Raw genomic sequence first — 21043 nt, forward strand, 5'->3', positions numbered from 1 at the left:
CGACGCGACGACGGGGCAGGCGCGGGGCGGCCGGGGAGGCCGGCGGGCCACTGCATGATGGCCGCATGCGGACGACGGGCAGCCGGGAGGTGTACCGCAACCCGTGGATCCGGGTGCGGGAGGACGCTGTCGAGCGGGACGACGGGTCCACCGGCGTCTACGGCGTCGTGGAGAAGCCGCACTTCGCGCTGGTCGTCCCCGCCGAGCGCGACGGGTTCTGGCTGGTCGAGCAGTTCCGCCACCCGGTCGGCCGGCGGGTGTGGGAGTTCCCGCAGGGCACCTGGGCGCACGGGACCGAGGGCAGCACCGAGGAGCTGGCCCGCGCGGAACTCGCCGAGGAGACCGGGCTGCGCGCCGGCTCGCTGCGCCACCTCGGGCACCTGTACCTCGCGCCGGGGCTGACCACCCAGGAGTTCGACGTCTGGCTGGCCACCGACCTGGTCCCGGGTCCGACCGCGCGGGAGGTCACCGAGGCCGACATGCGCTGCGCCTTCGTCCCGGAGGCGGAGCTGCGGGCGAGGGTGCGCGACGGCCGGTTCACCGACGCACCGAGCCTGGCCGCCTACAACCTGCTGCTGCTCGACCGCGGCTGATCCGGCACCGCCGTCGGCTCGCCGTCCAGACCCGGCCAGCGTCGCCGGGCGTCGAACCGCCGACGGACCGCGCGGAACTCCCGTCCGGCGGCCCGGACCACGCCCAGCTGGCCGGCGCGGTGCAACGGGCGGAGGCGCCGCAGTGTTGCCTCGTTGCGGCGGTTGCTCTTGGCGTGGACGAAGTCGAGCACGTCGAGGTCCAGCAGTTCGTCGAAGTGCTCCCAGCGCTCCGCCCGCTGCCGCGCGGCGTCGACCGCGCGGTTGGCCCGGCGACGACGCCGCTCGTCGTAGACGGTGAGCGCCTGGGTGAGGTCGCGGTGCCCGGCTAGGGCATCGGCCAGCGCTGCAGCATCGGTCATGGCCAGGCGGGTGCCCGAGGCCCAGGTGAAGTGGGAGGCGTGGGCGGCGTCCCCCATGAGCGCGACGTTGTCGTGCCACCAGATCCGGTTGGTCGTGTGCGGGAAGCACTGCCACGTCCCCGGGTCGTCGCTGGTCCGGCCGGCCAGCGGCCGCCCGTGCAGCACCTCGGCGAAGATCTCCGACAGCAGCGCCAGCCCGTCGGGGCCCGGCAGCGTGTCCAGCCCCAGCCCCTGCCACGTCTCCGGCGAGCACTCCACGACACACGTGCTGGTGGTGCGGCTGGAGGGGTAGGCGTGCAGCCACACCCACCCGGCGGCAGTCCGTTCGAAGGCGAACGTGATGCGCTCGAACACGTGGTCCGTGCCCAGCCAGAGGTAGCGGTTGCGGCCGTACGTCGTCGTCGTCCCGAAGACGTCGCCGAGCTGTCGTCGCACCCGGCTGCCCACGCCGTCGGACGCGACGACCAGGTCCGCGTCCGCGACCTCGGCGAGGTCGCGGACCTCCCGCCCGAACTCGACCTCGGCGCCGAGCTCGACGGCGCGTCGGGAGAGGACGTCGATGAGCGCCGACCGCTCCAGGGCGGAGCGGTAGTGCGGGAGGTACGCCGACCGCCCGGACTTCCACCACTCCTGCTCGTCCCAGCTGACCGAGCGGGCGTGCACCTCCCGCGCGCCGGGCGGGTCGTTGGCGAACAGCAGGTCCATCATCCGCTCGGAGTAGGTCACCCCCCACCCGGACGTCGCCCCGGGGGTGTACCGCTCGACGACCCGCACCGCCAGGTCGGGATCGCGTCTCCGGGCGCAGATGGCGAAGAAGAGGCCCGCCGGCCCGCCGCCGACACAGACGACGTTCATGCGCCCGGGACCCGGTCCGGAGACGACGCCCCGACCAGTTCCGGCGCCGCGGCCGGGGGGTCACCGTCCGGCCAGTGACCGCGGGCGTGGTACCACCGCCCGACAGCCTGGGCCTCTCGCAGGGCACTGCGGACCGGGCGGAGCTGCCGGGCCAGGGTCCACGGGCGGTGGCGCCACAACTCGTCGTCCGGACAGCCGTCCCTCGCGGTGATGTAGTCGACGGCGTCGTGCTCGAGGAGCCGGTCGACGTCCTCCGACCGCTCCGCCGAGCGCTGTCCGCTCCGCACGGCATGGGCCATCGCGGGCAAGCGGCTGTCCTCGTAGGCCTGCAGGGCCCGTGGGAGGTCGGCGTGGGCGGCCAGGGAGTCGGCCAGGGCCGCCGCATCGGTGATCGCGAACCGCGTCCCCGAGCCGCGGGTGTAGTGCACGGCGTGCGCCGCGTCGCCCATGAGGACGACGTTGTCGTGCCGCCAGGTCGCGTTGGTCAGGTGCTTGAAGCGCAGCCACCGCGCCGGCTCACCCCCGGGGCTCCCGTACAGCCGCCCTCCGGCCAGGGACCGCTCGAAGACGCCCTCCAGGAGGCGCAGGCCCTCCTCGGGAGGCATCCGGTCCAGGCCCAGGCCCGTCCAGGTCTCCGGCTTGCACTCCACGACGCAGGTGCTGATCGGACCGGGGGCGGGGTAGGAGTGGATCCAGACCCACCCGGCGGGCGTGCGCTCCCACACGAAGGTGAGGTGGGGGAACCTGCGGTCGGTGCCGAGCCAGGCGTAGCGGTTGCGGCCGACGGTGACCCGCGTCCCGAAGTGGTCCTGGAACTGTTGCCGGACCCTGCTGTTGACGCCGTCCGCGGCGACGACCAGGTCGGCGTCCGCGAACGGCGTGACGTCGGTGACCTCCTGCCCGTACTCCAGCTCCACCCCCAGCTCCACCGCACGTCGCGCCAGGACGTCCAGGAGGGTCGACCGCTCGATGCCGGAGATCGTCTTCTGGAGGAACAGCGACCTCCCGTGGACGACGAACTCCTTCTCGTGCCAGGTGACCGACCGGGCGCGGATCTCCCGCGCGCTCTCGGCGTCGTGCGCGAACATCAGGTCCAGGAGCCCGTCGCGGTAGGTGACACCCCAGCCGTACGTCGCGCCGGGAGGGTTGCGTTCGACGACCCTGACCCTGCTGCCGGGATCCTGCTTCTTCGTGCAGATCGCGAAGTAGAGCCCGGCGGGTCCGCCGCCGACGCACACCACGTCCATGCGTCCCGAGGATGACCGGAGGACCCCGGCCGGACAAGGAGTCCGCCCGCGGGGCGCCGTCAGTCGCGGTACGTCTCCAGCAGCCGCAACCAGATCTCGCTCATCGTCGGGTAGGCCGGGACGGCGTGCCACAGCCGCGCGATCGGCACCTCGGCGGCCACCGCGACGGTCGCCGCGTGCAGCAGCTCCGCCACGCCCGGCCCCACGAAGGTGACGCCCAGTAACACCTCCCGCGCGGTGTCGACGACCGCGACCGCCGTCCCGGCGTAGCCGTCGGCGTGCAGGGAGGCCCCGGCGACGTGCCCGATCGGGTACTCCACGACCCGGTGCGGCACCCCGGCCAGCGCGGCCACCGCTCGGGTCATCCCGACGCTGGCCACCTGTGGCTCGGTGAAGACCACCGACGGCGTCGCCCGGCGGTCGGCCGTGGCGGCGGTCGGTGACCAGTCCGCCGTCGACACCTGCTCCCCGCGGGCGCGGGCCACGATCGCCGCGCCGGCCTGCCGGGCCTGGTACTTGCCCATGTGGGTGAGCAACCGGCGGCCGTTGACGTCCCCGACGCCGTAGAGCCACGGCACGCCCCGCACCTGCAGCGAGTCGTCGACGTCGAGGTACTCCCCCGGCGTCAGGCCGACCGTGTCCAGCCCGGCGTCGTCGGTGCGCGCCCGCCGGCCGACGGCCACGAGCACCTCGTCGCCACGCAGCTCGCCGTCGGTGCACTGCAGCACCACCTCGCCGCCGTCCCGCCGGGCGGCGGTCACGTCGGTGCCCAGCCGGACGTCGACGCCGCGGTCGCGCAGCGCGGCGGCCACCGCCTCCCCTGCCTCGGGCTCCATGTCCTCGAGCAGCCGCTCGCCCCGTTGCAGGAGGGTGACCCGCGCCCCGAGCGCCTGCCAGGCCGTGGCCATCTCGCACCCGACGTACCCGCCGCCCACGACCAGCAGCCGGCCGGGCGGCTCCTTGGCGCTGGTGGCCTCCCGCGGCGTCCACGGGTCGACGGCGCGCAACCCGTCGATCGGCGGGACCGCCGCCTCCGAGCCCGTGCAGACGGCGACCGCGTGCCGGGCGGTCAGCCGGGTCGTCGCCCCGCCGGGGCCGGTGACGACGACCGTGCGCTCACCGTCGAGGCGGCCGGTGCCGCGGACCAGGGCGATGCCGGCGCCCTCGACCCAGTCGACCTGCGAGGAGTCGTCCCAGCCGTGGGTGAACAGGTTCCGGCGGGCCAGCGTGGCGGCGACGTCCTGCTCGCCGGTGACCGCCTGCCGGGCGCCGTCCACCGCACGCGCCGCGGCCAGCGCCTCGGTGCCGCGCAACAGCGCCTTGCTCGGCATGCAGGCCCAGTACGAGCACTCGCCGCCGACCAGCTCCGCCTCGACGAGGGCGGCGGTGAGCCCTCCGCGCACCACGGTGTCGGCGAGGTTCTCCCCCGTCGACCCGGCCCCGAGGACGACGACGTCGACGGTCTGCTCCGCACCCCCTGTTCCTGCTCCGCTCCCGGGGGACGGGCCGCCGCTCGCCCGCCCCTCGCTGCCGGGCTCCCGTCCCTGTCCGCTCACCCGCCCGATCCTGCTGGTGTGGTCGACTGGCCGCCATGCCGGTCGACGCCGCCACCTACGCCGAGGCCCTCCGCCAGTACGCCGCCGGGGTGTGCCTGATGACCGTGCGGGACGGCATCGACGACGTCGGCACCACCGTCTCCTCGGTGATGAGCGTGTCGGCCGCTCCCCCGCTGGTCGCCATCGGGCTGACCGCCGGCGGTTACCCGGCTGAGGTGCTCGAGGAGGTCGGTTCCTGCGCGGTCACCGTGCTGGCCGCGGAGCACGCGATCGTGGCGTCGCGGTTCTCCTCCGCGGGGCGGCCCAGTGCCCGGCACCTGCTGGAGGCGTTGCCCTGGACGCGCGCCCCGGGCAGCGGGGGGATCGTGCTCGACGGCGGGCTGGTCGCGCTCGACTGCCGGCTGGAGCGGCTGGTGGAGGCGGGTGACCACGTGCTGGCGCTGCTCGGGGTCGAGGAGGTCCTCGCCGGCGACGCCTCGGCCGTCCCGCTGCTCCGCCACCGGGGCCGCTACGTCGATGCGGGCGGCGCGCCGGCGGGCCGCGCCTGACCGCGCCGGCAGCCGGCTCCCGGCACGCGACGATCCCGGTTGTCACATCGGGGGCCCGGGCGGTGCTGTAGGGGCATGGAGCTCATCCGTCCCGGAGGACCGGCCGCCGTCCTCCCGGTTCGCGGCGGGGTACGCGGCGGCGCGCCGGAGCGGACCGGGGAGAGGGATGGCGTGGCGGTGTCGAGTGCCCCTGCACGCGGTGCCGTGCGCGCCGACCTGGCCGAGGTGTTCCGCAGCCACTACCACCACGTGGTCGCGGTGGCCGCCCGCGTGCTCGGGTCGCGCGACTCCGCCGAGGACGTCGCCCAGGAGGTGTTCCTGGCCTTCGGCCGCTGCACCGTGCCGGCCGGGGAGGCCGGCGGCTGGCTGTCGGTCGCGGCGGCCCACACCTCCCTGAACGTCCTGCGCTCCGGCCGGCGCCGCACGGCCCGCGAGGAGGTCGCCGCCGCCGCGGCCGACACCGCCGTCCCCGACGTGGCCGAGGCGGTGGTCACCCTCGAGGACCGCAGCCGCGTCCGCGCCGCGCTGGCCCGGTTGCCCCGCAAGCAGGCCCTGGCCCTCGTGCTGCGGCACAGCGGCCTCAGCTACGCCGACGTCGCGTCGGCGCTCGACCTGTCCCCCGGCAGCGTCGGCACCACGGTGCGACGTGCCGAGATCGCCCTGCGCAAGGAGTTGAACCGTCATGCGTCACCCGAGTGAGGGAGTGCTGCGCCGCCTCGTCGACGAGCCGGCCGGCGTCACGGACGCCGACCGGGCCCACGTCTCCTCGTGCCCCACGTGCCTGCGCGCACTGGACGACGTGCGCGCGGACGCCCAGCTGGTCGACGCCGCGCTCACGCCGGCGACGACCGGGGTCGACCTGGACGCGGCCTGGGCCCGGCTGGCGACGGCCGGGGCCACGGGGCCCCGGCCGGCCCACCCGCGCCGCTCGTGGCGGACGGCGGTGCGCCGCCCGGCGGTCGCCGCCATCAGCGCGGTCGTCCTGGTCGGCGGGGCCGGGGTGGCGGCGGCCAACGACTGGCTGCCGATCTTCCAGACCGAGCGCGTCGACCCGGTCGAGGTCACCTCCACCGACCTCGTGCAGGTGCCCGACCTGTCCGCCTACGGCGACCTCGACGTCGCGCAGGAACCGGGCACGGAGCAGGTGCCCGACGCCGCGACCGCCCGCGAGCGGACCGGTCTGGCCGTGCCCGAGGTCGCCGAGCTGCCCGTGGGCGTGACCGGGGAACCGGTCTACCAGGCGGCCGACGTCGTCAGCGCGACGTTCACCTTCTCGGCCGAGAAGGCGGCCCAGGCCGCGGCCGCCGCGGGCGAGGTCCTGCCGCCCCCGCCCGCCGGGCTGGACGGCAGCTCCCTGCGGCTGGAGGCCGGTCCGGGCGTCGCGGCCGTCTGGTCGCAGCCCACCGGTGTGCCGACCCTCGTCGTGGCCCGCGTGGTCGCGCCCACGGTGTACTCGTCGGGCGTGCCGTTCGAGACGGTCCGCGACTACCTGCTGTCACTCCCCGGCCTGCCCGACGACCTCGCCGCCCAGTTGCGCGACCTCTCCGCCGACGCCTCGACGCTGCCCCTGCCCGTGCCGGCCGAGCTGGTCACCAGCTCCACCGCCGACGTCGACGGCTCCGTCGCGACGGTGCTCACCTCCCGCGACGGACTGTTCGCCGCCGTGGTCTGGGTCGAGGACGGTGTGATGAACGGCGTCGCCGGGTCGCTGAGCCCCGACGAGCTGCTGTCGGTCGCCCGTGACCTCCGGTGACGCCACTACCGTCCGCGGGATGACCTCAGACACCGCTGCCGAGCGGTCCGCGGCCGACCGGCTCGCCGGTCTGCCGCCGTCCCCGGCGGTCTGGTGCTCCGGGCTGCGGAAGCGGTACGGACGCCGGACCGCCGTCGACGACGTCTCCTTCACCGTGGCCCGCGGTGAGGTGCTCGGTCTGCTGGGCCCCAACGGCGCCGGGAAGACCAGTGTCATCAAGATGCTGCTGGGCCTGGTGCGGCCCGATGCCGGCGAGGTGTTGCTGCTGGGGCGGCGGGCGTCCGATCCCCGGTCCCGGAGCGCCGTCGGGTACCTGCCCGAGCTGTTCCGCTACCAGCCGTGGCTGACCGCGGCCGAGGTGCTGGACCTGCACGTCCGCCTCGCCCGCGCCGACGTCCCGGCCGCGGAGCGACGGGACTGCCTGGCGCTCGTCGGCCTCGCCGCCCGCGCGGGCGACCGCGTCGGCGGGTTCTCGAAGGGCATGCAGCAGCGCCTGGGCCTCGCCGTCGCGCTGGTCGCCCGCCCGGAGCTCGTCGTGCTCGACGAACCCACCAGCGCGCTGGACCCCCTCGGCCGCGTCGACGTCCGGGACCTCGTCCTGTCGCTGCGCTCGCGCGGTGTCGCGGTGCTGCTCAACTCCCACCTGATCGGCGAGGTGGAGCGGGTGTGCGACCGGGTGGTGATCCTCGACCAGGGTCGGGTGGCGGCGTCGGGCACCCTGGCCGAGCTGCTCGGGCAGCGTGAGGTCCGGCTGCGGCTGGGCGCCGCGGACGGGCGGGCGGAGACCCGGCTGCGGGCGGCGGGCGCCCTGTCGCGCAGCGGCGACTGGTTCACCGTCGCCCTCCCGGCGGACGACGACGGCGCAACGGTGCCCGACCTGGTGCGTGACCTGGTCGGTCTGGGCGTCCGCGTGCACGCCGTCGAGCCGGTGCGGATCAGCCTGGAGGAGCGCCTGCTGGCCGTCCTGCGACACGAGGAGCCCACGCCGTGACGGCGCTGACGATCGCCGGGCTCACGGTGCGCGAGGCCGCCCGGCGGCGCGTGGTGTGGGCACTCCTGGTGCTGACGGTGGTGCTGCTCGCGCTCAGTGCGTGGGGCTTCTCCAAGCTGGTGGGCCTCGACACCGACCTGGGCACCATGACCAGCGGTGAGGCCCGCCTCGTCGCCTCGTTGCTGCTGAACCTGATCATGTTCGGGTACAGCCTCATCGCGGCGATCGGCACGGCGTTCCTCGCCGGCCCCACCGTCGCCGGCGAGGTGGAGTCGGGGCAGGCGCTGGTGCTGCTCGCCCGGCCCGTGCGCCGCTCGGCGGTCCTCCTCGGCAAGTGGCTCGGCCTCGCCGCCTTCGGCTGCGGCTACGTGGTCCTGGCCGGCCTGGCCCAGATCGTCGTCGTCCGCACGGTCGTCGGCTACTGGCCTCCGGCACCCGCCACGGGGCTCGCGCTGCTGGCGGCCGAGACGGTCGTGCTGCTGACGCTCGCCCTCCTGCTGTCCAGCGTCGTGTCGACGATGGCGTCGGGCATCGTGGCGGTCGGGCTCTTCGGGGCCACCTGGGTCGCGGGCGTGGTCGGCGGGATCGGCGGGGCCCTGGGCAACGAGGGCGTCGAGCGCGTGGGCACCGTGTCGCGGGTGCTGCTGCCCACCGACGGCCTGTGGCGCGGGGCCATGAACGCCTTCCAGGACCCGGTCGCGCTGGTCCAGATGGGCCCCGGCGAGGGCGGGTTCCCGTTCCTGAGCGACGCGCCGCTGACGCCTGCCTACCTGGCGTGGGCGACCGTGTGGGTGGCCGTGGTCTGGGGGCTGACCGCGCTGTCGTTCCAGCGCCGCGACGTCTGAGCGGCTCGGCCCCCGCGCGGGCTGCCGGCCCCGTCCCGGGCCCGCGAGGGCTGCGGAGGACGGGGGCCTCGCCCGAGCGGTGGGGGGCGCGGGGGCCGGTCAACTAGCGTCTGCGGCGATGACCGAGCCGCTGATCCCGTCCGAGTCCGCCGTACGCCGTGCCGTCGTCCGCGCCGAGCGTGGTGCCGTGCTGGACGCGACCGAGGCCGAGACCCTGCTGTCGGCCCGCGGCCTGGGTGCGGGCGAGCCGCTGGCGCGTCTGCTGGCCGCCGCCGGTCGGGTGCGCGCCGCCGGGCTGGCCTCGGCCGGGCGGCCGGGGGTGGTGACCTACAGCCGCAAGGTGTTCATCCCGCTGACCCGCCTGTGCCGGGACCGCTGCCACTACTGCACGTTCGTCACCACCCCCGGCCGGCTGCGGGCCGCCGGGAAGGCGCCGTTCCTCTCCCCGGACGAGGTGCTCGAGATCGCCCGCGCCGGGGCCGCGCTGGGGTGCAAGGAGGCGCTGTTCACCCTCGGGGAGCGGCCCGAGCAGCGGTGGCCGGTGGCGCGCGAGTGGCTGGAGGCGCACGGCTTCGACTCGACCCTGGCCTACCTGCGGGCGATGGCGGTCCGGGTGCTGGAGGAGACCGGGCTGCTGCCGCACCTGAACCCCGGCGTCCTGTCGTGGGAGGAGATCCAGCGGCTGAAGCCCGTGTCGGCGTCGATGGGCATGATGCTGGAGACGACGGCCACCCGGCTGTGGGCCGAGCCCGGCGGCCCGCACTTCGGCTCCCCGGACAAGGAGCCCGCCGTGCGGCTGCGGGTGCTGGAGGACGCCGGCCGCTCGGCGGTGCCGTTCACCACCGGGGTGCTGCTGGGGATCGGTGAGAACCCCGCCGAGCGGGTCGACGCCGTGCTGGCGATCCGGGCATCGGCGCAGCGGCACGGGCACGTGCAGGAGGTCATCGTCCAGAACTTCCGGGCCAAGCCGCGCACCGCGATGGCCGCCTCCGACGACCTGGAGCTGCAGGAGTACGTGGCGGCGGTCGCCGTCACCCGGCTGCTGCTCGGGCCGAAGGCCCGCGTGCAGGCGCCGCCGAACCTGAGCGACTCCACCGAGCTGGAGCTGCTGCTGCGGGCGGGCGTCGACGACTGGGGCGGGGTGTCGCCGCTGACGCCCGACCACGTCAACCCCGAGCGGCCGTGGCCCACCATCGACAAGCTGGCCGTGCTCACCGCCGAGGCCGGGTTCGAGCTGCGGGAGCGGCTGGCCGCCCAGCCGCCCTACGTGCAGCAGCCCGAACCGTGGCTGGACCCGCGGGTGCGTCCGCACGTCGCGGCGCTGGCCGGCCCCGACGGGCTCGCGGTCGAGGGCCGCACCCCGGTCGGGCAGCCGTGGCAGGAGCCGGACGAGGCGTGGACGGCCTCGGGCCGGGTGGACCTGCACGTGGAGGTGGACACCGTCGGGCGCACCGGCGACCGGCGCAGCGACTTCGACGCCGTCTACGGCGACTGGGCCGAGCTGCGCGACCGGACGACGTCGGCGCGGGACGGCTCCTCCACCGCACTGGCGGTCGGCGATCGGGAGGTGCTCGCCGCGCTGCTGGAGGCCGAGCAGGACCCGGCCGGGCTCAGCGACGCCGAGTACCTGACCCTCCTCGGCGCGGACGGCACCGATCTGGAGCACCTGTGCGCGCTGGCGGACGCCGTCCGCCGCGACACCGTGGGCGAGGACGTCACCTACGTGGTGAACCGGAACATCAACTTCACCAACGTCTGCTACACCGGCTGCCGGTTCTGCGCCTTCGCCCAGCGGCGCACCGACGCCGACGCCTACACCCTGTCGATGCAGCAGGTCGGCGACCGGGTCGACGAGGCCTGGGCCGCCGGGGCCACCGAGATCTGCATGCAGGGCGGCATCCACCCCGACCTGCCCGGCACCGCCTACCTCGACCTGGCCCGCGAGGTGAAGCGCCGCCGACCCGGCATCCACCTGCACGCCTTCTCCCCGATGGAGATCGTCAACGGCGCCGCCCGGACCGGGCTGTCCTTCGCCGACTTCCTGCTCGCCGCCAAGGAGGCCGGGCTGGACTCCGTCCCCGGCACGGCGGCGGAGATCCTCGACGACGACGTCCGCTGGGTGCTGACCAAGGGCAAGCTGCCGGCCGCCACCTGGATCGAGATCATCACCACCGCGCACCGCGTGGGCCTGCCGACGACCTCGACGATGATGTACGGCCACGTCGACACCCCCGCCCACTGGGTGGCCCACCTGCGCACCCTGGCCCGGGTGCAGGACGAGACCGGCGGGTTCACCGAGTTCGTGCTGCTGCCCTTCGTGCACCACAGCTCGCCGATCTACCTGGCCGGGGTCGCCCGCCCCGGGCCCACCGTGCGGGAGAACCGCGCCGTGCACGCCGTGGCCCGCCTGCTGCTGCACGGGCGCATCCCCAACATCCAGACCTCCTGGGTCAAGCTCGGCGACACCGGCACCCAGGCCGTCCTGGCCGGCGGCGCCAACGACCTCGGCGGCACGCTCATGGAGGAGACGATCAGCCGGATGGCCGGCAGCGAGAACGGCTCGCTGAAGACCATCGCGCAGCTCGAGGCGATGGCCGCCGCCATCGGCCGCCCCGCCCGCCAGCGCACCACCGAGTACGGCACCCCGTCGGCCGAGCGCATGGCCACCGCCCGCAGCGAGGAGGGGCGCCGCGCACTGACGCTGTCGGTCACCCCGCGCTGAGGCGGGTTGGCGGAAAGTGAGCGTGGGACCAGGCATTGTGACCTAGGTCATTGGCACTACTTGTCGACCGCAATCGCCCTCGGTACGGTGCGGCGCACCTGGCCGCGCGTCCCGCGCCCCCAGGCCCGGTTGAGGCTCCTCGAGGAGAATGCCGTGGCCATCCACGCTGCCGATGTACGCACCGCCATCAGCAACCCGCTCGAGCCACTGAGCGCCGACGAGATCCGGCGGACCTCGGCGATCCTGCGCGAGCAGCGGGATCTCGGTGAGCAGGTCCGGTTCGTGATGATCCGCCTGCACGAGCCGTCCAAGCAGGAGGTCCTCGCCCACGACCGCGCGGGCGGGCCCGAGCCGGAACGATCGGCCTCCGTCGTCCTCTACGACCGCGGGCAGCAGGAGACGATCGAGGCAGTCGTCTCCCTCTCCAGTGGCCTGGTGACCGCCTGGGACGTCGTCGACGGCGTCCAGCCCAGCGTGATGCTGGAGGAGTTCTTCCAGACCGAGGAGATCACTCGCGCCGACCCCCGCTGGCAGGAGGCGATGCGCAAGCGCGGGGTCACCGACTTCTCGCTGACGATGATCGACCCGTGGGCCGCCGGCTACGACCTCGAGGACCCCCGGGGTCGTCGGCTCATCCGGCCGCTGACCTTCGTCCGCTCCCGCGAGGACGACAACGGCTACGCCCGCCCGGTCGAGGGCCTCATCGTGCTGGTCGACCTCGACCGGATGGAGGTCATCGACGTCCGCGACCACGGCGTCGTGCCGCTGCCCGAGAAGGCCGGCAACTACGTGCCCGAGCTGGCGTTCGCCGAGGACAACCGCCCGGCGTTCCCACGGCAGCGCGAGGACGTCCGGCCGATCGAGATCACCCAGCCGGAGGGGCCGAGCTTCACCGTCGACGGCCACGCGGTCAGCTGGCAGAAGTGGCGGTTGCGCGTCGGATACAGCCCTCGCGAGGGCCTCGTGCTGCACCAGATCGGCTACGAGGACAAGGGCCGGCTGCGCCCGGTGGTCTACCGGGCGTCGTTGTCGGAGATGTACATCCCCTACGCCGACCCGGCACCGACGCACCGGATCAAGAACGTCTTCGACGAGGGCGAGTACGGCGTGGGGCTGCTGCTCAACCCGCTGCAGCTGGGCTGCGACTGCCTGGGCGAGATCCACTACTTCGACGCCGTCGCCAACGACCAGGACGGCCAGCCGCTCACCATCCCCAACGCCATCTGCATGCACGAGGAGGACTACGGGGTCGGCTGGAAGCACACCGACTTCCGTACGGAGAAGATGGAGGTCCGGCGCTCCCGCCGGCTGGTCATCTCCTGCTTCGCCACCGTCGGCAACTACGAGTACGGGTTCTTCTGGTACCTCTACACCGACGGCAGCATCCAGTTCGAGGTCAAGCTCACCGGGGTCATCTCCACCGGCGCCGTCCCGCCCGGCGAGCAGCCGCGGTTCGGCAACCTCGTCGCCCCGGGCCTCTACGGACCGCACCACCAGCACTTCTTCAACGTCCGCCTGGACATGCAGGTCGACGGCGAGCACAACTCGGTCTACGAGGTCGACTCCGTCCCCCTGCCCCCGGGTGCGGACAACCCCTACGGCAACGCCTGGGTCACCCAGAAGACGCTCCTGGACCGGGAGAGCCGGGCCCAGCGGCTGATCGACCCGTTCGCCGCGCGGGTCTGGTACGTCGTCAACCCCTCCTCGGTGAACGAGCTCGGCCAGCCGGCCGGGTACAAACTGATGCCCGGGGACAACGTGCTCCCGCTGCAGCAGGAGGGCTCCCAGGCCTTCTCCCGCGCCCAGTTCGCGTACAAGCACCTGTGGGTCACGGCGTACGACCCGCACGAGATGTTCGCCGCCGGGGACTACCCCAACCAGTGCGAGAACGCCGGCGGGCTGCCCGAGTTCGTCAAGGCCGACCGGCCCCTCGAGGACCAGGACGTGGTGGTCTGGTACTCGTTCGGGGCCCACCACGTCGTCCGCCCCGAGGACTGGCCGGTCATGCCGGTCAGCTACATCGGGTTCCACCTCAAGCCGGTCGGGTTCTTCGACGGCAACCCCGCCCTCGACCTGCCGCCGTCGGCGCCGGCGTGCCACACCGGCAACGGGCACGGCAACGGCCACGGCAACGGCCACGCCTCCGCCGGCAACGGGCAGGTGGCCCCGTGAGTGGACCCGAGGCGCAGCCGCGGCAGGTCCAGTCGGACCGGGGCCTGGCGCACGACTCGATGAGCCAGGTGGAGGTGCTGTCCCAATCGGTGGCCGGCATCGCCCCCAGCGCGGTCATGGCCACCGGACCTGCGCTCATCGTCCTGTTCGCCGGTCAGGGGGCGTGGCTGTCGTACGTGGCGGCCACGATCATCGTCGTCCTCGTCGGGCTGGTCGTCGCGCAGTTCGGACGGCGGTTCGCGTCGTCGGGCTCGCTGTACAGCTACGTCGCCCGGGGCCTGGGCCCCACCGGGGCGTTCGCGGCCGGCTGGGGCCTGGTCATCGGGTACACGTGCATCGCGATGCTCGGCGTGACCCTGCTCGGCCCCTATGCCGCCAGCTTCCTCGAGACGCTCGGGTTGCCCGCGGCCTCACAGACCGGGTTCGTCGTGATCACCGCGATCACGACGGTCGCAGCGGCCGCCTTCGCGATCGCCGGCATCAAGATCTCCACGCGCATCGGGCTGGTGCTCGAGGTCGTCTCGGTGGCCGCCGTCCTGCTCGTCCTCGTCGTCGTCGTCGCCCGCGGCGGCGACGCGTCGGCTCCGTCGCAGTTCGACCTGTCCGGTCTGACCTTCGACGGCGTCACCTTCGGCATCGTCCTGGCCGTCCTGGGCTTCGTCGGGTTCGAGAGCTCGGCCAGCCTGGGCGCGGAGGCGCGCGACCCGCACCGGACCATCCCCCGAGCGGTGATCGGCAGCGCGGTCCTCGTCGGTGTCCTGTACGTCTTCGCGACCTACGCCTCCGTGCTCGGCTTCGGCGGTACCGAGGCGCTGAGCGGCAGCTCGGCCCCGATCAGCGACCTGGCCGCGCGACACGGCCTGGGCGGGGTGACCTGGCTGGTCGACCTCGGGGTGACGGCGTCGTTCTTCGCGGTCGCCATCGCCAGCATCAACGCCGCTTCCCGCGTCCTGTACACCATGGGCGAGGAGGACGTGCTCCCCGCGGTGCTGGGCCGGGCCCACCCCAGCCACAAGACCCCGCACGTGGCCATCGGCGTGATCGCACCGGTCGTCGGCCTCGTACCGATCGTCCTGATGGTCACCGGCCGGGCGCCGCTCGAGGTGTACGCCTACGTGGGCACGATCGGCACGTTCGGCTACATGCTCGGCTACCTGCTGATGGCCGCGGCACTGCCGTTCTTCCTCCGCCGACGGGGTGAGGGCAACCCGCTCTCGACGCTCCTCGCGGTCGTCGTCGTGGCGGCTCTGCTCTACGTGTTCTACAAGAACGTCGTCCCTGTCCCGGACTGGCCGATGAACCTGATGCCGTGGATCTTCCTGGGCGCACTCGCCCTCGGCATGGCTTGGTACGCCGCCGTCCGGGTCCGGAACCCGCAGGTGCTCGCGGAGGTCGGGACGGTGGAGGAGGACCCGGTCCCGCCGGGGACGGCGCAGGTCCACGTCAGCGGACAGGGCGAGCCGGAGCCTCGACGGTGAGTGTCTGACCGTCGGCCGGGTGTGCCGCAGGCGTGGTCGCGGAGCCGACGACCACGGCTGCGGCACACCCGGCCGCCGCGGGCCCACGGGACCCGGCCGCGTGGGGCGGGGACGGCCGGGCCCGCGGGCCACCTGCTGGAGCGATCACCCGCTCGCCCCACCCGCACGGGAGCAGTGGAGGTCACGGCGCAGGTTTCCCGCACCGCCGCACTCCGGTACTCCCCCGGCATGGCCCCGACCGTCGTCGTCGACCTGGACAAGGTGCTGCTCGGTGGCGACGCCGCCACGCTCTTCCTCGCCGGACGGCTGCGGCAGGCGCCGCTGCGCGCCGTCCTGCTGCTGGCCGCCGCCCCCGTGCTGGGCGTCGGCTCCGCGCTGCCCTGGACCCGCCCCCTCGCCGCACGGCTGCTGACCCGGCTGTCGGTCGGTCGGCGCCCGGGCTCGGACGTCGACGCGGTCGCCGAGGCCTACCGGGCGGCGCTGACCCGCCGGCCGGAGGCCGTCGTCGCCGACGCGGTCGCCTCCGTGCGGGCGCACCGCAGCGCCGGACACGAGGTGGTGGTGGCCACCGGCTGCGAGGAGACGATGGCCCGTGGGTTCCTCACCGCGGTCGGGTTGGCCGACGTCGACGTCGTCGGCTCGACCGGGTCACTGGTCCCGCCCCGGGTGCGCCGGGCGATGGGGGCGACGAAGGTGCAGATGCTGACCGAGCGCGGGTACCCGCCGCCGTGGGTGGCCGTCTACAGCGACAGTCCGTCGGACCTGCCGCTGTTCGCCGGCACACCGCGGCCGGTCCTGGTCAACGCCGGCGACCGCGCCGTGCGGCAGGTCACCCGCGTGCTGGGCCACCGTCCGGAGACCGTCACCTGGCGCTGACCCCGCCGACGCCCACGCCGGGCCGGCGGTCCACCGCCGGCCGGCCCTCACCGGCCGACCCGGAACGGATCCGTGCGCTGAACCGGCCCGCTCCGGGTAGGTGCCGGGCCGTGCGAGCCATCACCTACACCACCAACGGCGACCCCGACGTCCTGCAGCTGGGCGAGCGCCCCACGCCCGAGCCCGGTCCCGGTGAGGTGCGCGTGCGCCTGGCCTGGGCCGGGGTGAACCCGACCGACTGGAAGTCCCGGCGCAACAACGCTCCCCCGCCGGGCGGCCAGGTCCCCGGGCAGGACGGCGCGGGGACCGTCGACGCCGTCGGCCAGGGTGTGGACCCGGCGCTGGTCGGCGCGCGGGTGTGGGTGTGGGAGGCGGCCTGGCAGCGCCTGCACGGGACGGCGGCCGAGTACACCGTCGTCCCGGCCCGCCAGACGGTGCTGCTCGGCGCCGGGACCCCGCTCCAGCTCGGCGCGGCGCTGGGCATCCCGTTCCTCACCGCCCACCGCTGCCTGACCCTCGGTGAGGCGGTGCCCGACCGGCTCGGGCCCGGCACCCTGGAGGGACGCACGATCCTCGTGCAGGGCGGCGCCGGTGCGGTGGGCAACGCCGCCATCCAGCTCGCCCGCTGGGCCGACGCCACGGTCATCAGCACCGTCAGCAGCCCGCACAAGGCGCAGCTGGCTGCCGCGGCCGGCGCCTCGCACGTCGTGGACTACACGCGGCAGGACGTCGTCGCGGAGGTCCGCAAAATCGTCCCGGACGGCGTCGACGCGATCGTGGAGGTCTCCGCCGCCCGCAACGCCGGGGTCGACGCCCAGGTCATCGGCCGGCACGGGGCGGTGGCCATGTACGCCGACGACGGCGGCGCGGAGGTGACCGTCCCCGTGCGCGCGCAGATGGTCCGCAACGCCCGCTGGCAGTTCGTCTTCGTCTACACCGAGCCGCGACGGGCCAAGGAGATCGGCGTGGAGGACGTCAACGCCGCCGTGCTGGACGGCGCCGTCCGGGTCGGTGAGGACGCCGGGCTGCCGCTGCACGTCTTCCCGCTGGCCGAGACCGCGGGGGCGCACCGCGCGGTGGAGGAGGGCGCCGTCGGCAAGGTGCTCGTCGACGTCACCGCCTGAACGGTCGGCGGGCGCATGCTGCTATGCCTGCGGGGGACGCTCTTCCTCGACCACTTCGACGGCTTCTATCTCCGTCATCGCATTCGCCGCACTCATCAGTGCTTGACCCGACGCCTTGTCCACTTCCATCAAGGCCGGCCAGTCATTCCCGTCGAGAACACCCTGCAGATTGGTGATGAGCACCCGGTAGGCCTAGACCTGCAGATCCGCTTTGGCCTTTCCGACCCTGGCCTGTTGAAAGCGCTCGAAGAGGCGCACGAGTCGGAAGCAGATGGGGAGGACGAGGCCTGCACTGGCCGTCACGCTGATGACCACTTCGAGGGGACTGTTGTACCTGACGCTCGTGACGACCGAGTTCGTCGCGGTGACCTCGGCTGCCGCCGCGGCATCGTGCACGAGGAACGCGCCGCCGCGGCCGGCCGACGACTCCGGGGCCGGATTCGTCCCCTGGGTCGATGCCCTCTGTCCGATCTCTTCGGCCAGGGCCGTCAAGAAGAGCAGGTGCCGCAGCCCCGCCATCCGTTCGGCCAGGGTTCCCAGCTCGAGGTCTGCACCTACACCTGCCTGGAAGGTGATCCTGCAGATCCCGTCCCGCGTTCTCAGGACCCCGCCGCCGCTCCGGCTCACCGCAGACCCGTCCCCATCGCCGTCGACACGAAAACCCGGAACAGCAGAGAGACGTCTCGACGCGCCTGCGTCAACGCGCTACACGAGCCACAGGAACGCGGCACCCGTCAGCCGACGCCGAGGTCGCGGGCGATGAGCATCCGCTGCACCTCGCTGGTCCCCTCGCCGATCTCGAGGATCTTCGCGTCGCGGTAGAAGCGCCCCACGGGGAACTCGTTCATGAAGCCGTAGCCGCCGTGCACCTGGGTGGCGTAGCGGGCGTTGTCCATCGCCACCTCGGAGCTGTACAGCTTGGCGATCGACGCCTCCCGCTTGAAGGGCTCGCCGCGCAGCATCCTCTCCGCGGCCCGGTAGTACGCCAGCCGCGCGGTGGAGGCGCGCACCTCCATGTCGGCGATCATGAACTGGATCGCCTGGTTGCGGCCGATCGGCTGACCGAACGCCTCCCGCTGCGCCGCGTACTTCACCGACTCGTCCACGCAGCCCTGCGCCAGCCCGACGGCGAGCGCGGAGATCGCGATCCGCCCCTCGTCGAGGATCGACAGGAACTGCGCGTAGCCCCGGCCCCGGTCCCCCACCAGGTTCTCCTCGGGCACCCGGCAGTCGCTGAACGACAGCTCCCGGGTGTCCGAGGCGTTCCAACCGACCTTCGAGTACCGCTGGCCGACGGCGAACCCGGGCGTTCCCGACGGGATGGCGATCGCCGAGATCTCCTTGCCACCGTCGGGCCGGGTGCCGGTGACCGCGGTGACCGTGACCAGGTCGGTCATCTCCGTCCCCGAGTTGGTGATGAACGCCTTCGAGCCGTTGACCACCCAGTTCCCGTCCTCCAAGCGGGCCGTGGTGCGGGTGGCGCCGGCGTCCGAACCGCCGCCGGGCTCGGTCAGCCCGAACGCGCCCAGGGCCTCGCCCGCGCACAGCCGGGGCAGCCACCGCTGCTTCTGCTCCTCGGTGCCGAACCGGTAGATCGGCATGGCGCCGAGGGAGACGCCGGCCTCCAGGGTGATCGCCATCGAGGAGTCGACGCGGGCGAGCTCCTCGAGCGCCACGCAGAGGGTGAAGTAGGTGCCTCCGGAGCCGCCGTACTCCTCCGGGAAGGGCAGGCCGAACAGGCCCAGCTCACCCATCTGCCGCACGATCGCGGTGGGGAACTCGTCGCGCTCGTAGAACTCCCCGATCTGCGGGGCGATCACCTCCTGCGCGAACTCGCGCACCACCTTGCGCAGTGCCTCGGTCTCCTCGTCGAGCCGGTAGTCCAGCACCTGGGTCACTCCCCCTCGTCGGTGGCCGATGGGGTCACCACGGCCACCCGCTCGTCGAGCCGGACCTGTTGGCCGGCCGTCACGTCGAGCTCGGTGACCGTCCCCGCGACGGGGGCGGTCAGCACGTGCTCCATCTTCATCGCCTCGACGACCAGCAGCGGGGTCCCCGCCGCCACCCGGTCGCCGACGGACGCCTGCACCACCGTCACCGTGCCCGGCATCGGCGCGGTGACGGCGCCGCCCCCGCCGGCCCCCTCCGTCGCCGAGTGCAGCCGCTCGTGCTCGCGGAACGCGGTCACCCGGCCGTCGGCGGCCAGCCAGACGTCGCCCCCGGCGTGGACGACGGCGAACCGCGAGGTGACCCCGTCCAGGGTCACCACGAGCTCGTCGCCGTCGCGCACCGCCGACGCCGGCACCGGGTCAGCGTCGGCCACCCGCACCTCGGCCGCGGCCGACCGCCCGCGCACCCGCACGGTGACCGGGTCGCCGCCGGAGGCCTGCAGCCGGCGCACCGTCCACGCGGGCTCGCCCAGCCGCCACCCGTCGGGGACGTCCCAGCGGTCGACCACCGGTCCGAGCGGCTCGCCCTCGACCAGCAGCGCCAGCGCAGCCGCGGCGTACACCGCCGGCGGCACCGGCTCGGCGGCGGTCAGCGCCTCGCCGCGCCGCTCGATGAGGCCGGTGTCCAGCCGCCCGTCGACGACGTCGGGGTCGGCGAGCAGGGCGCGCAGGAACGCGGTGTTGGTCGGCACCCCGAGGACGGCGGTGTGCCCGAGCGCGCCGACCAGCCGGGCGCGGGCGGTCGCCCGGTCCGGCCCGTGCGCGACGACCTTGGCCAGCATCGGGTCGTAGTCGGTGCCGACGACCGAGCCGACGGCCAGCGAGCTGTCCAGCCGGATGCCGGCGCCGGTGGGCTCGCGCAGGCCGAGCACGGTGCCGGTCTGCGGGAGGAAGCCGCGGGCGGGGTCCTCGGCGTAGAGCCGGGCCTCGATGGCGTGCCCGTCGAGGCGGACGTCGTCCTGGGCGAACGGCAGCGGCTCCCCCGCGGCCACCCGCACCTGCAGCTCGACGAGGTCCAGCCCGGTGACGCACTCGGTGACCGGGTGCTCCACCTGCAGCCGCGTGTTCATCTCGAGGAAGAAGAAGTCGCTCGGCCGCTCTGCGTCGACGATGAACTCCACGGTGCCGGCACCGGTGTAGCCGACCGCCCGGGCCGCCTCGACGGCGGCGGTGCCCATCGCGGCGCGGGTCGCGGTGTCCAGCAGTGGGGACGGCGCCTCCTCGATGACCTTCTGGTGCCGGCGTTGCAGGCTGCACTCGCGCTCGCCCAGGTAGACCACGGTGCCGTGCGCGTCACCGAGGACCTGCACCTCGATGTGCCGGGCCGAGCCGATGTAGCGCTCCACCAGCAACGTGTCGTCGCCGAAGGAGCCGCGGGCCTCCCGCCGGGCGGCTGCGATCGCGTCCGGGAGCTCGGCGGCGTCGCGCACCACGCGCATGCCCTTGCCGCCGCCGCCCGCGCTGGGCTTGAGCAGCACCGGGAAGCCGGCCTCCACCGCCGCGGCGGCCACCGCGTCGTCGTCCATGCCCGGCTCGGTCCGGCCGGGGACGACCGGGACGCCGGCGGCCATGACGGTCCGCTTCGCCCGGATCTTGTCGCCCATCGCCTCGATCGCGGCGACCGGCGGGCCGATGAAGACGATCCCCGCCTTCTCGCAGGCCCGGGCGAACTCCACGTTCTCCGACAGGAACCCGTAGCCGGGGTGGACGGCCTGGGCGCCGGTGCGGGCGGCGGCGTCGAGGACCCGGTCGACGGACAGGTAGCTGTCGACGGCCGGCGCCGGGCCGATGGGGACGGCGACGTCGGCGACCCGGGTGTGCAGCGCGCCGGCGTCGGCCGCGCTGTAGACGGCGACGGAGCGGATGCCCATCGACCGCAGCGTGCGGATCACGCGGACGGCGATCTCGCCGCGGTTGGCGACGAGGACGGTGGTGAACACGCGGGCCTCACTGCTCCTTGGTGGGTCCTGCGGCA

Annotated in this window: 18 protein-coding genes; 11 read left to right on the forward strand and 7 right to left on the reverse strand. The window is 74.1% G+C overall.

Features of this window, described 5'->3' with window-relative positions; all coding sequences use genetic code 11:
* Positions 1–65 precede the first annotated feature (65 nt).
* Positions 66–593 carry an NUDIX domain-containing protein gene (locus ACI78V_RS16100; RefSeq protein ID WP_456852476.1) on the forward strand — a complete coding sequence of 176 codons (528 nt, stop codon included), beginning with the start codon at positions 66–68 and terminating at the stop codon, positions 591–593.
* Here ACI78V_RS16100 and ACI78V_RS16105 read toward each other — a convergent pair.
* From ACI78V_RS16105 to ACI78V_RS16115, 3 genes are read right to left on the reverse strand one after another with little or no spacing between them, the layout of a single operon-like run.
* The gene (locus ACI78V_RS16105) at positions 563–1807 is read right to left on the reverse strand and encodes an FAD-dependent monooxygenase (protein ID WP_456852478.1); all 1245 of its coding nucleotides are present in this window, start codon (positions 1805–1807) and stop codon (positions 563–565) included. The genes ACI78V_RS16100 and ACI78V_RS16105 overlap by 31 nt on opposite strands.
* Positions 1804–3054, reverse strand: coding sequence for an FAD-dependent monooxygenase (locus ACI78V_RS16110; protein WP_456852480.1), 1251 nt, complete (start codon positions 3052–3054; stop codon positions 1804–1806). The genes ACI78V_RS16105 and ACI78V_RS16110 overlap by 4 nt, the downstream gene beginning before the upstream one ends.
* 59 nt (positions 3055–3113) lie before the next feature.
* The gene (locus ACI78V_RS16115) at positions 3114–4610 is read right to left on the reverse strand and encodes a dihydrolipoyl dehydrogenase family protein (protein ID WP_456852481.1); all 1497 of its coding nucleotides are present in this window, start codon (positions 4608–4610) and stop codon (positions 3114–3116) included.
* 35 nt (positions 4611–4645) lie between these two features.
* Between ACI78V_RS16115 and ACI78V_RS16120 the strand changes: the two genes are divergently transcribed.
* The 10 genes from ACI78V_RS16120 (at position 4646) to ACI78V_RS16165 (ending at position 17119) form a co-directional block, all read left to right on the forward strand.
* Positions 4646–5158: a flavin reductase family protein gene (locus ACI78V_RS16120; RefSeq protein ID WP_456852483.1), complete on the forward strand. Its 513-nt coding sequence runs from the start codon at positions 4646–4648 to the stop codon at positions 5156–5158.
* 171 nt (positions 5159–5329) lie between these two features.
* Positions 5330–5857 carry an RNA polymerase sigma factor gene (locus ACI78V_RS16125; protein ID WP_456852485.1) on the forward strand — a complete coding sequence of 176 codons (528 nt, stop codon included), beginning with the start codon at positions 5330–5332 and terminating at the stop codon, positions 5855–5857.
* Complete coding sequence (locus ACI78V_RS16130) at positions 5841–6911, forward strand: hypothetical protein (RefSeq protein ID WP_456852487.1); 1071 nt, start codon at positions 5841–5843, stop codon at positions 6909–6911. Before ACI78V_RS16125 ends, ACI78V_RS16130 begins: the two co-directional genes overlap by 17 nt.
* A gap of 19 nt (positions 6912–6930) precedes the next feature.
* Positions 6931–7902: an ABC transporter ATP-binding protein gene (locus ACI78V_RS16135; protein ID WP_456852489.1), complete on the forward strand. Its 972-nt coding sequence runs from the start codon at positions 6931–6933 to the stop codon at positions 7900–7902.
* Entirely contained in the window at positions 7899–8747 is an 849-nt protein-coding gene (locus ACI78V_RS16140; RefSeq protein WP_456852491.1) for an ABC transporter permease subunit, read from the forward strand. Before ACI78V_RS16135 ends, ACI78V_RS16140 begins: the two co-directional genes overlap by 4 nt.
* 118 nt (positions 8748–8865) lie before the next feature.
* A complete protein-coding gene (locus ACI78V_RS16145; RefSeq protein ID WP_456852493.1) occupies positions 8866–11469 on the forward strand; it encodes a bifunctional FO biosynthesis protein CofGH in 2604 nt (867 codons plus the stop codon).
* 153 nt (positions 11470–11622) lie between these two features.
* Complete coding sequence (locus ACI78V_RS16150; RefSeq protein ID WP_456852495.1) at positions 11623–13641, forward strand: primary-amine oxidase; 2019 nt, start codon at positions 11623–11625, stop codon at positions 13639–13641.
* Positions 13638–15119 (forward strand): APC family permease, encoded by a 1482-nt coding sequence (locus ACI78V_RS16155; protein ID WP_456852497.1) that lies wholly within the window; start codon positions 13638–13640, stop codon positions 15117–15119. The genes ACI78V_RS16150 and ACI78V_RS16155 overlap by 4 nt, the downstream gene beginning before the upstream one ends.
* 228 nt (positions 15120–15347) lie before the next feature.
* Positions 15348–15995: an HAD family hydrolase gene (locus tag ACI78V_RS16160; RefSeq protein ID WP_456852499.1), complete on the forward strand. Its 648-nt coding sequence runs from the start codon at positions 15348–15350 to the stop codon at positions 15993–15995.
* Positions 15996–16105: 110 nt separating this feature from the next.
* Positions 16106–17119, forward strand: a complete 1014-nt coding sequence (locus ACI78V_RS16165; RefSeq protein WP_456852501.1) for an NADPH:quinone reductase — start codon at positions 16106–16108, stop codon at positions 17117–17119.
* A 21-nt stretch (positions 17120–17140) separates the two neighbouring features.
* Here ACI78V_RS16165 and ACI78V_RS16170 read toward each other — a convergent pair whose 3' ends face one another.
* The 4 genes from ACI78V_RS16170 to ACI78V_RS16185 form a co-directional block, all read right to left on the reverse strand.
* Positions 17141–17302, reverse strand: a complete 162-nt coding sequence (locus ACI78V_RS16170) for a hypothetical protein (RefSeq protein WP_456852502.1) — start codon at positions 17300–17302, stop codon at positions 17141–17143.
* Positions 17303–17311: 9 nt separating this feature from the next.
* Entirely contained in the window at positions 17312–17746 is a 435-nt protein-coding gene (locus ACI78V_RS16175) for a hypothetical protein (RefSeq protein WP_456852504.1), read from the reverse strand.
* Between the two features lie 107 nt (positions 17747–17853).
* Positions 17854–19017 (reverse strand): acyl-CoA dehydrogenase family protein, encoded by a 1164-nt coding sequence (locus ACI78V_RS16180; protein WP_456852506.1) that lies wholly within the window; start codon positions 19015–19017, stop codon positions 17854–17856.
* Positions 19014–21008 carry an ATP-binding protein gene (locus tag ACI78V_RS16185; protein ID WP_456852508.1) on the reverse strand — a complete coding sequence of 665 codons (1995 nt, stop codon included), beginning with the start codon at positions 21006–21008 and terminating at the stop codon, positions 19014–19016. The genes ACI78V_RS16180 and ACI78V_RS16185 overlap by 4 nt, the downstream gene beginning before the upstream one ends.
* Positions 21009–21043: the final 35 nt, after the last annotated feature.

The sequence above is a fragment of the Geodermatophilus sp. SYSU D00742 genome (assembly GCF_054049935.1).

Bases quoted from the DNA above. Each gene is read 5' to 3' on its own strand.
- ACI78V_RS16100 (WP_456852476.1), top strand. From the start codon at position 66: ATGCGGACGACGGGCAGCCGGGAGGTGTACCGCAACCCGTGGATCCGG.
- ACI78V_RS16105 (WP_456852478.1), bottom strand. From the start codon at position 1,807: ATGAACGTCGTCTGTGTCGGCGGCGGGCCGGCGGGCCTCTTCTTCGCC.
- ACI78V_RS16110 (WP_456852480.1), bottom strand. From the start codon at position 3,054: ATGGACGTGGTGTGCGTCGGCGGCGGACCCGCCGGGCTCTACTTCGCG.
- ACI78V_RS16120 (WP_456852483.1), top strand. From the start codon at position 4,646: ATGCCGGTCGACGCCGCCACCTACGCCGAGGCCCTCCGCCAGTACGCC.
- ACI78V_RS16130 (WP_456852487.1), top strand. From the start codon at position 5,841: ATGCGTCACCCGAGTGAGGGAGTGCTGCGCCGCCTCGTCGACGAGCCG.
- ACI78V_RS16135 (WP_456852489.1), top strand. From the start codon at position 6,931: ATGACCTCAGACACCGCTGCCGAGCGGTCCGCGGCCGACCGGCTCGCC.
- ACI78V_RS16145 (WP_456852493.1), top strand. From the start codon at position 8,866: ATGACCGAGCCGCTGATCCCGTCCGAGTCCGCCGTACGCCGTGCCGTC.
- ACI78V_RS16160 (WP_456852499.1), top strand. From the start codon at position 15,348: ATGGCCCCGACCGTCGTCGTCGACCTGGACAAGGTGCTGCTCGGTGGC.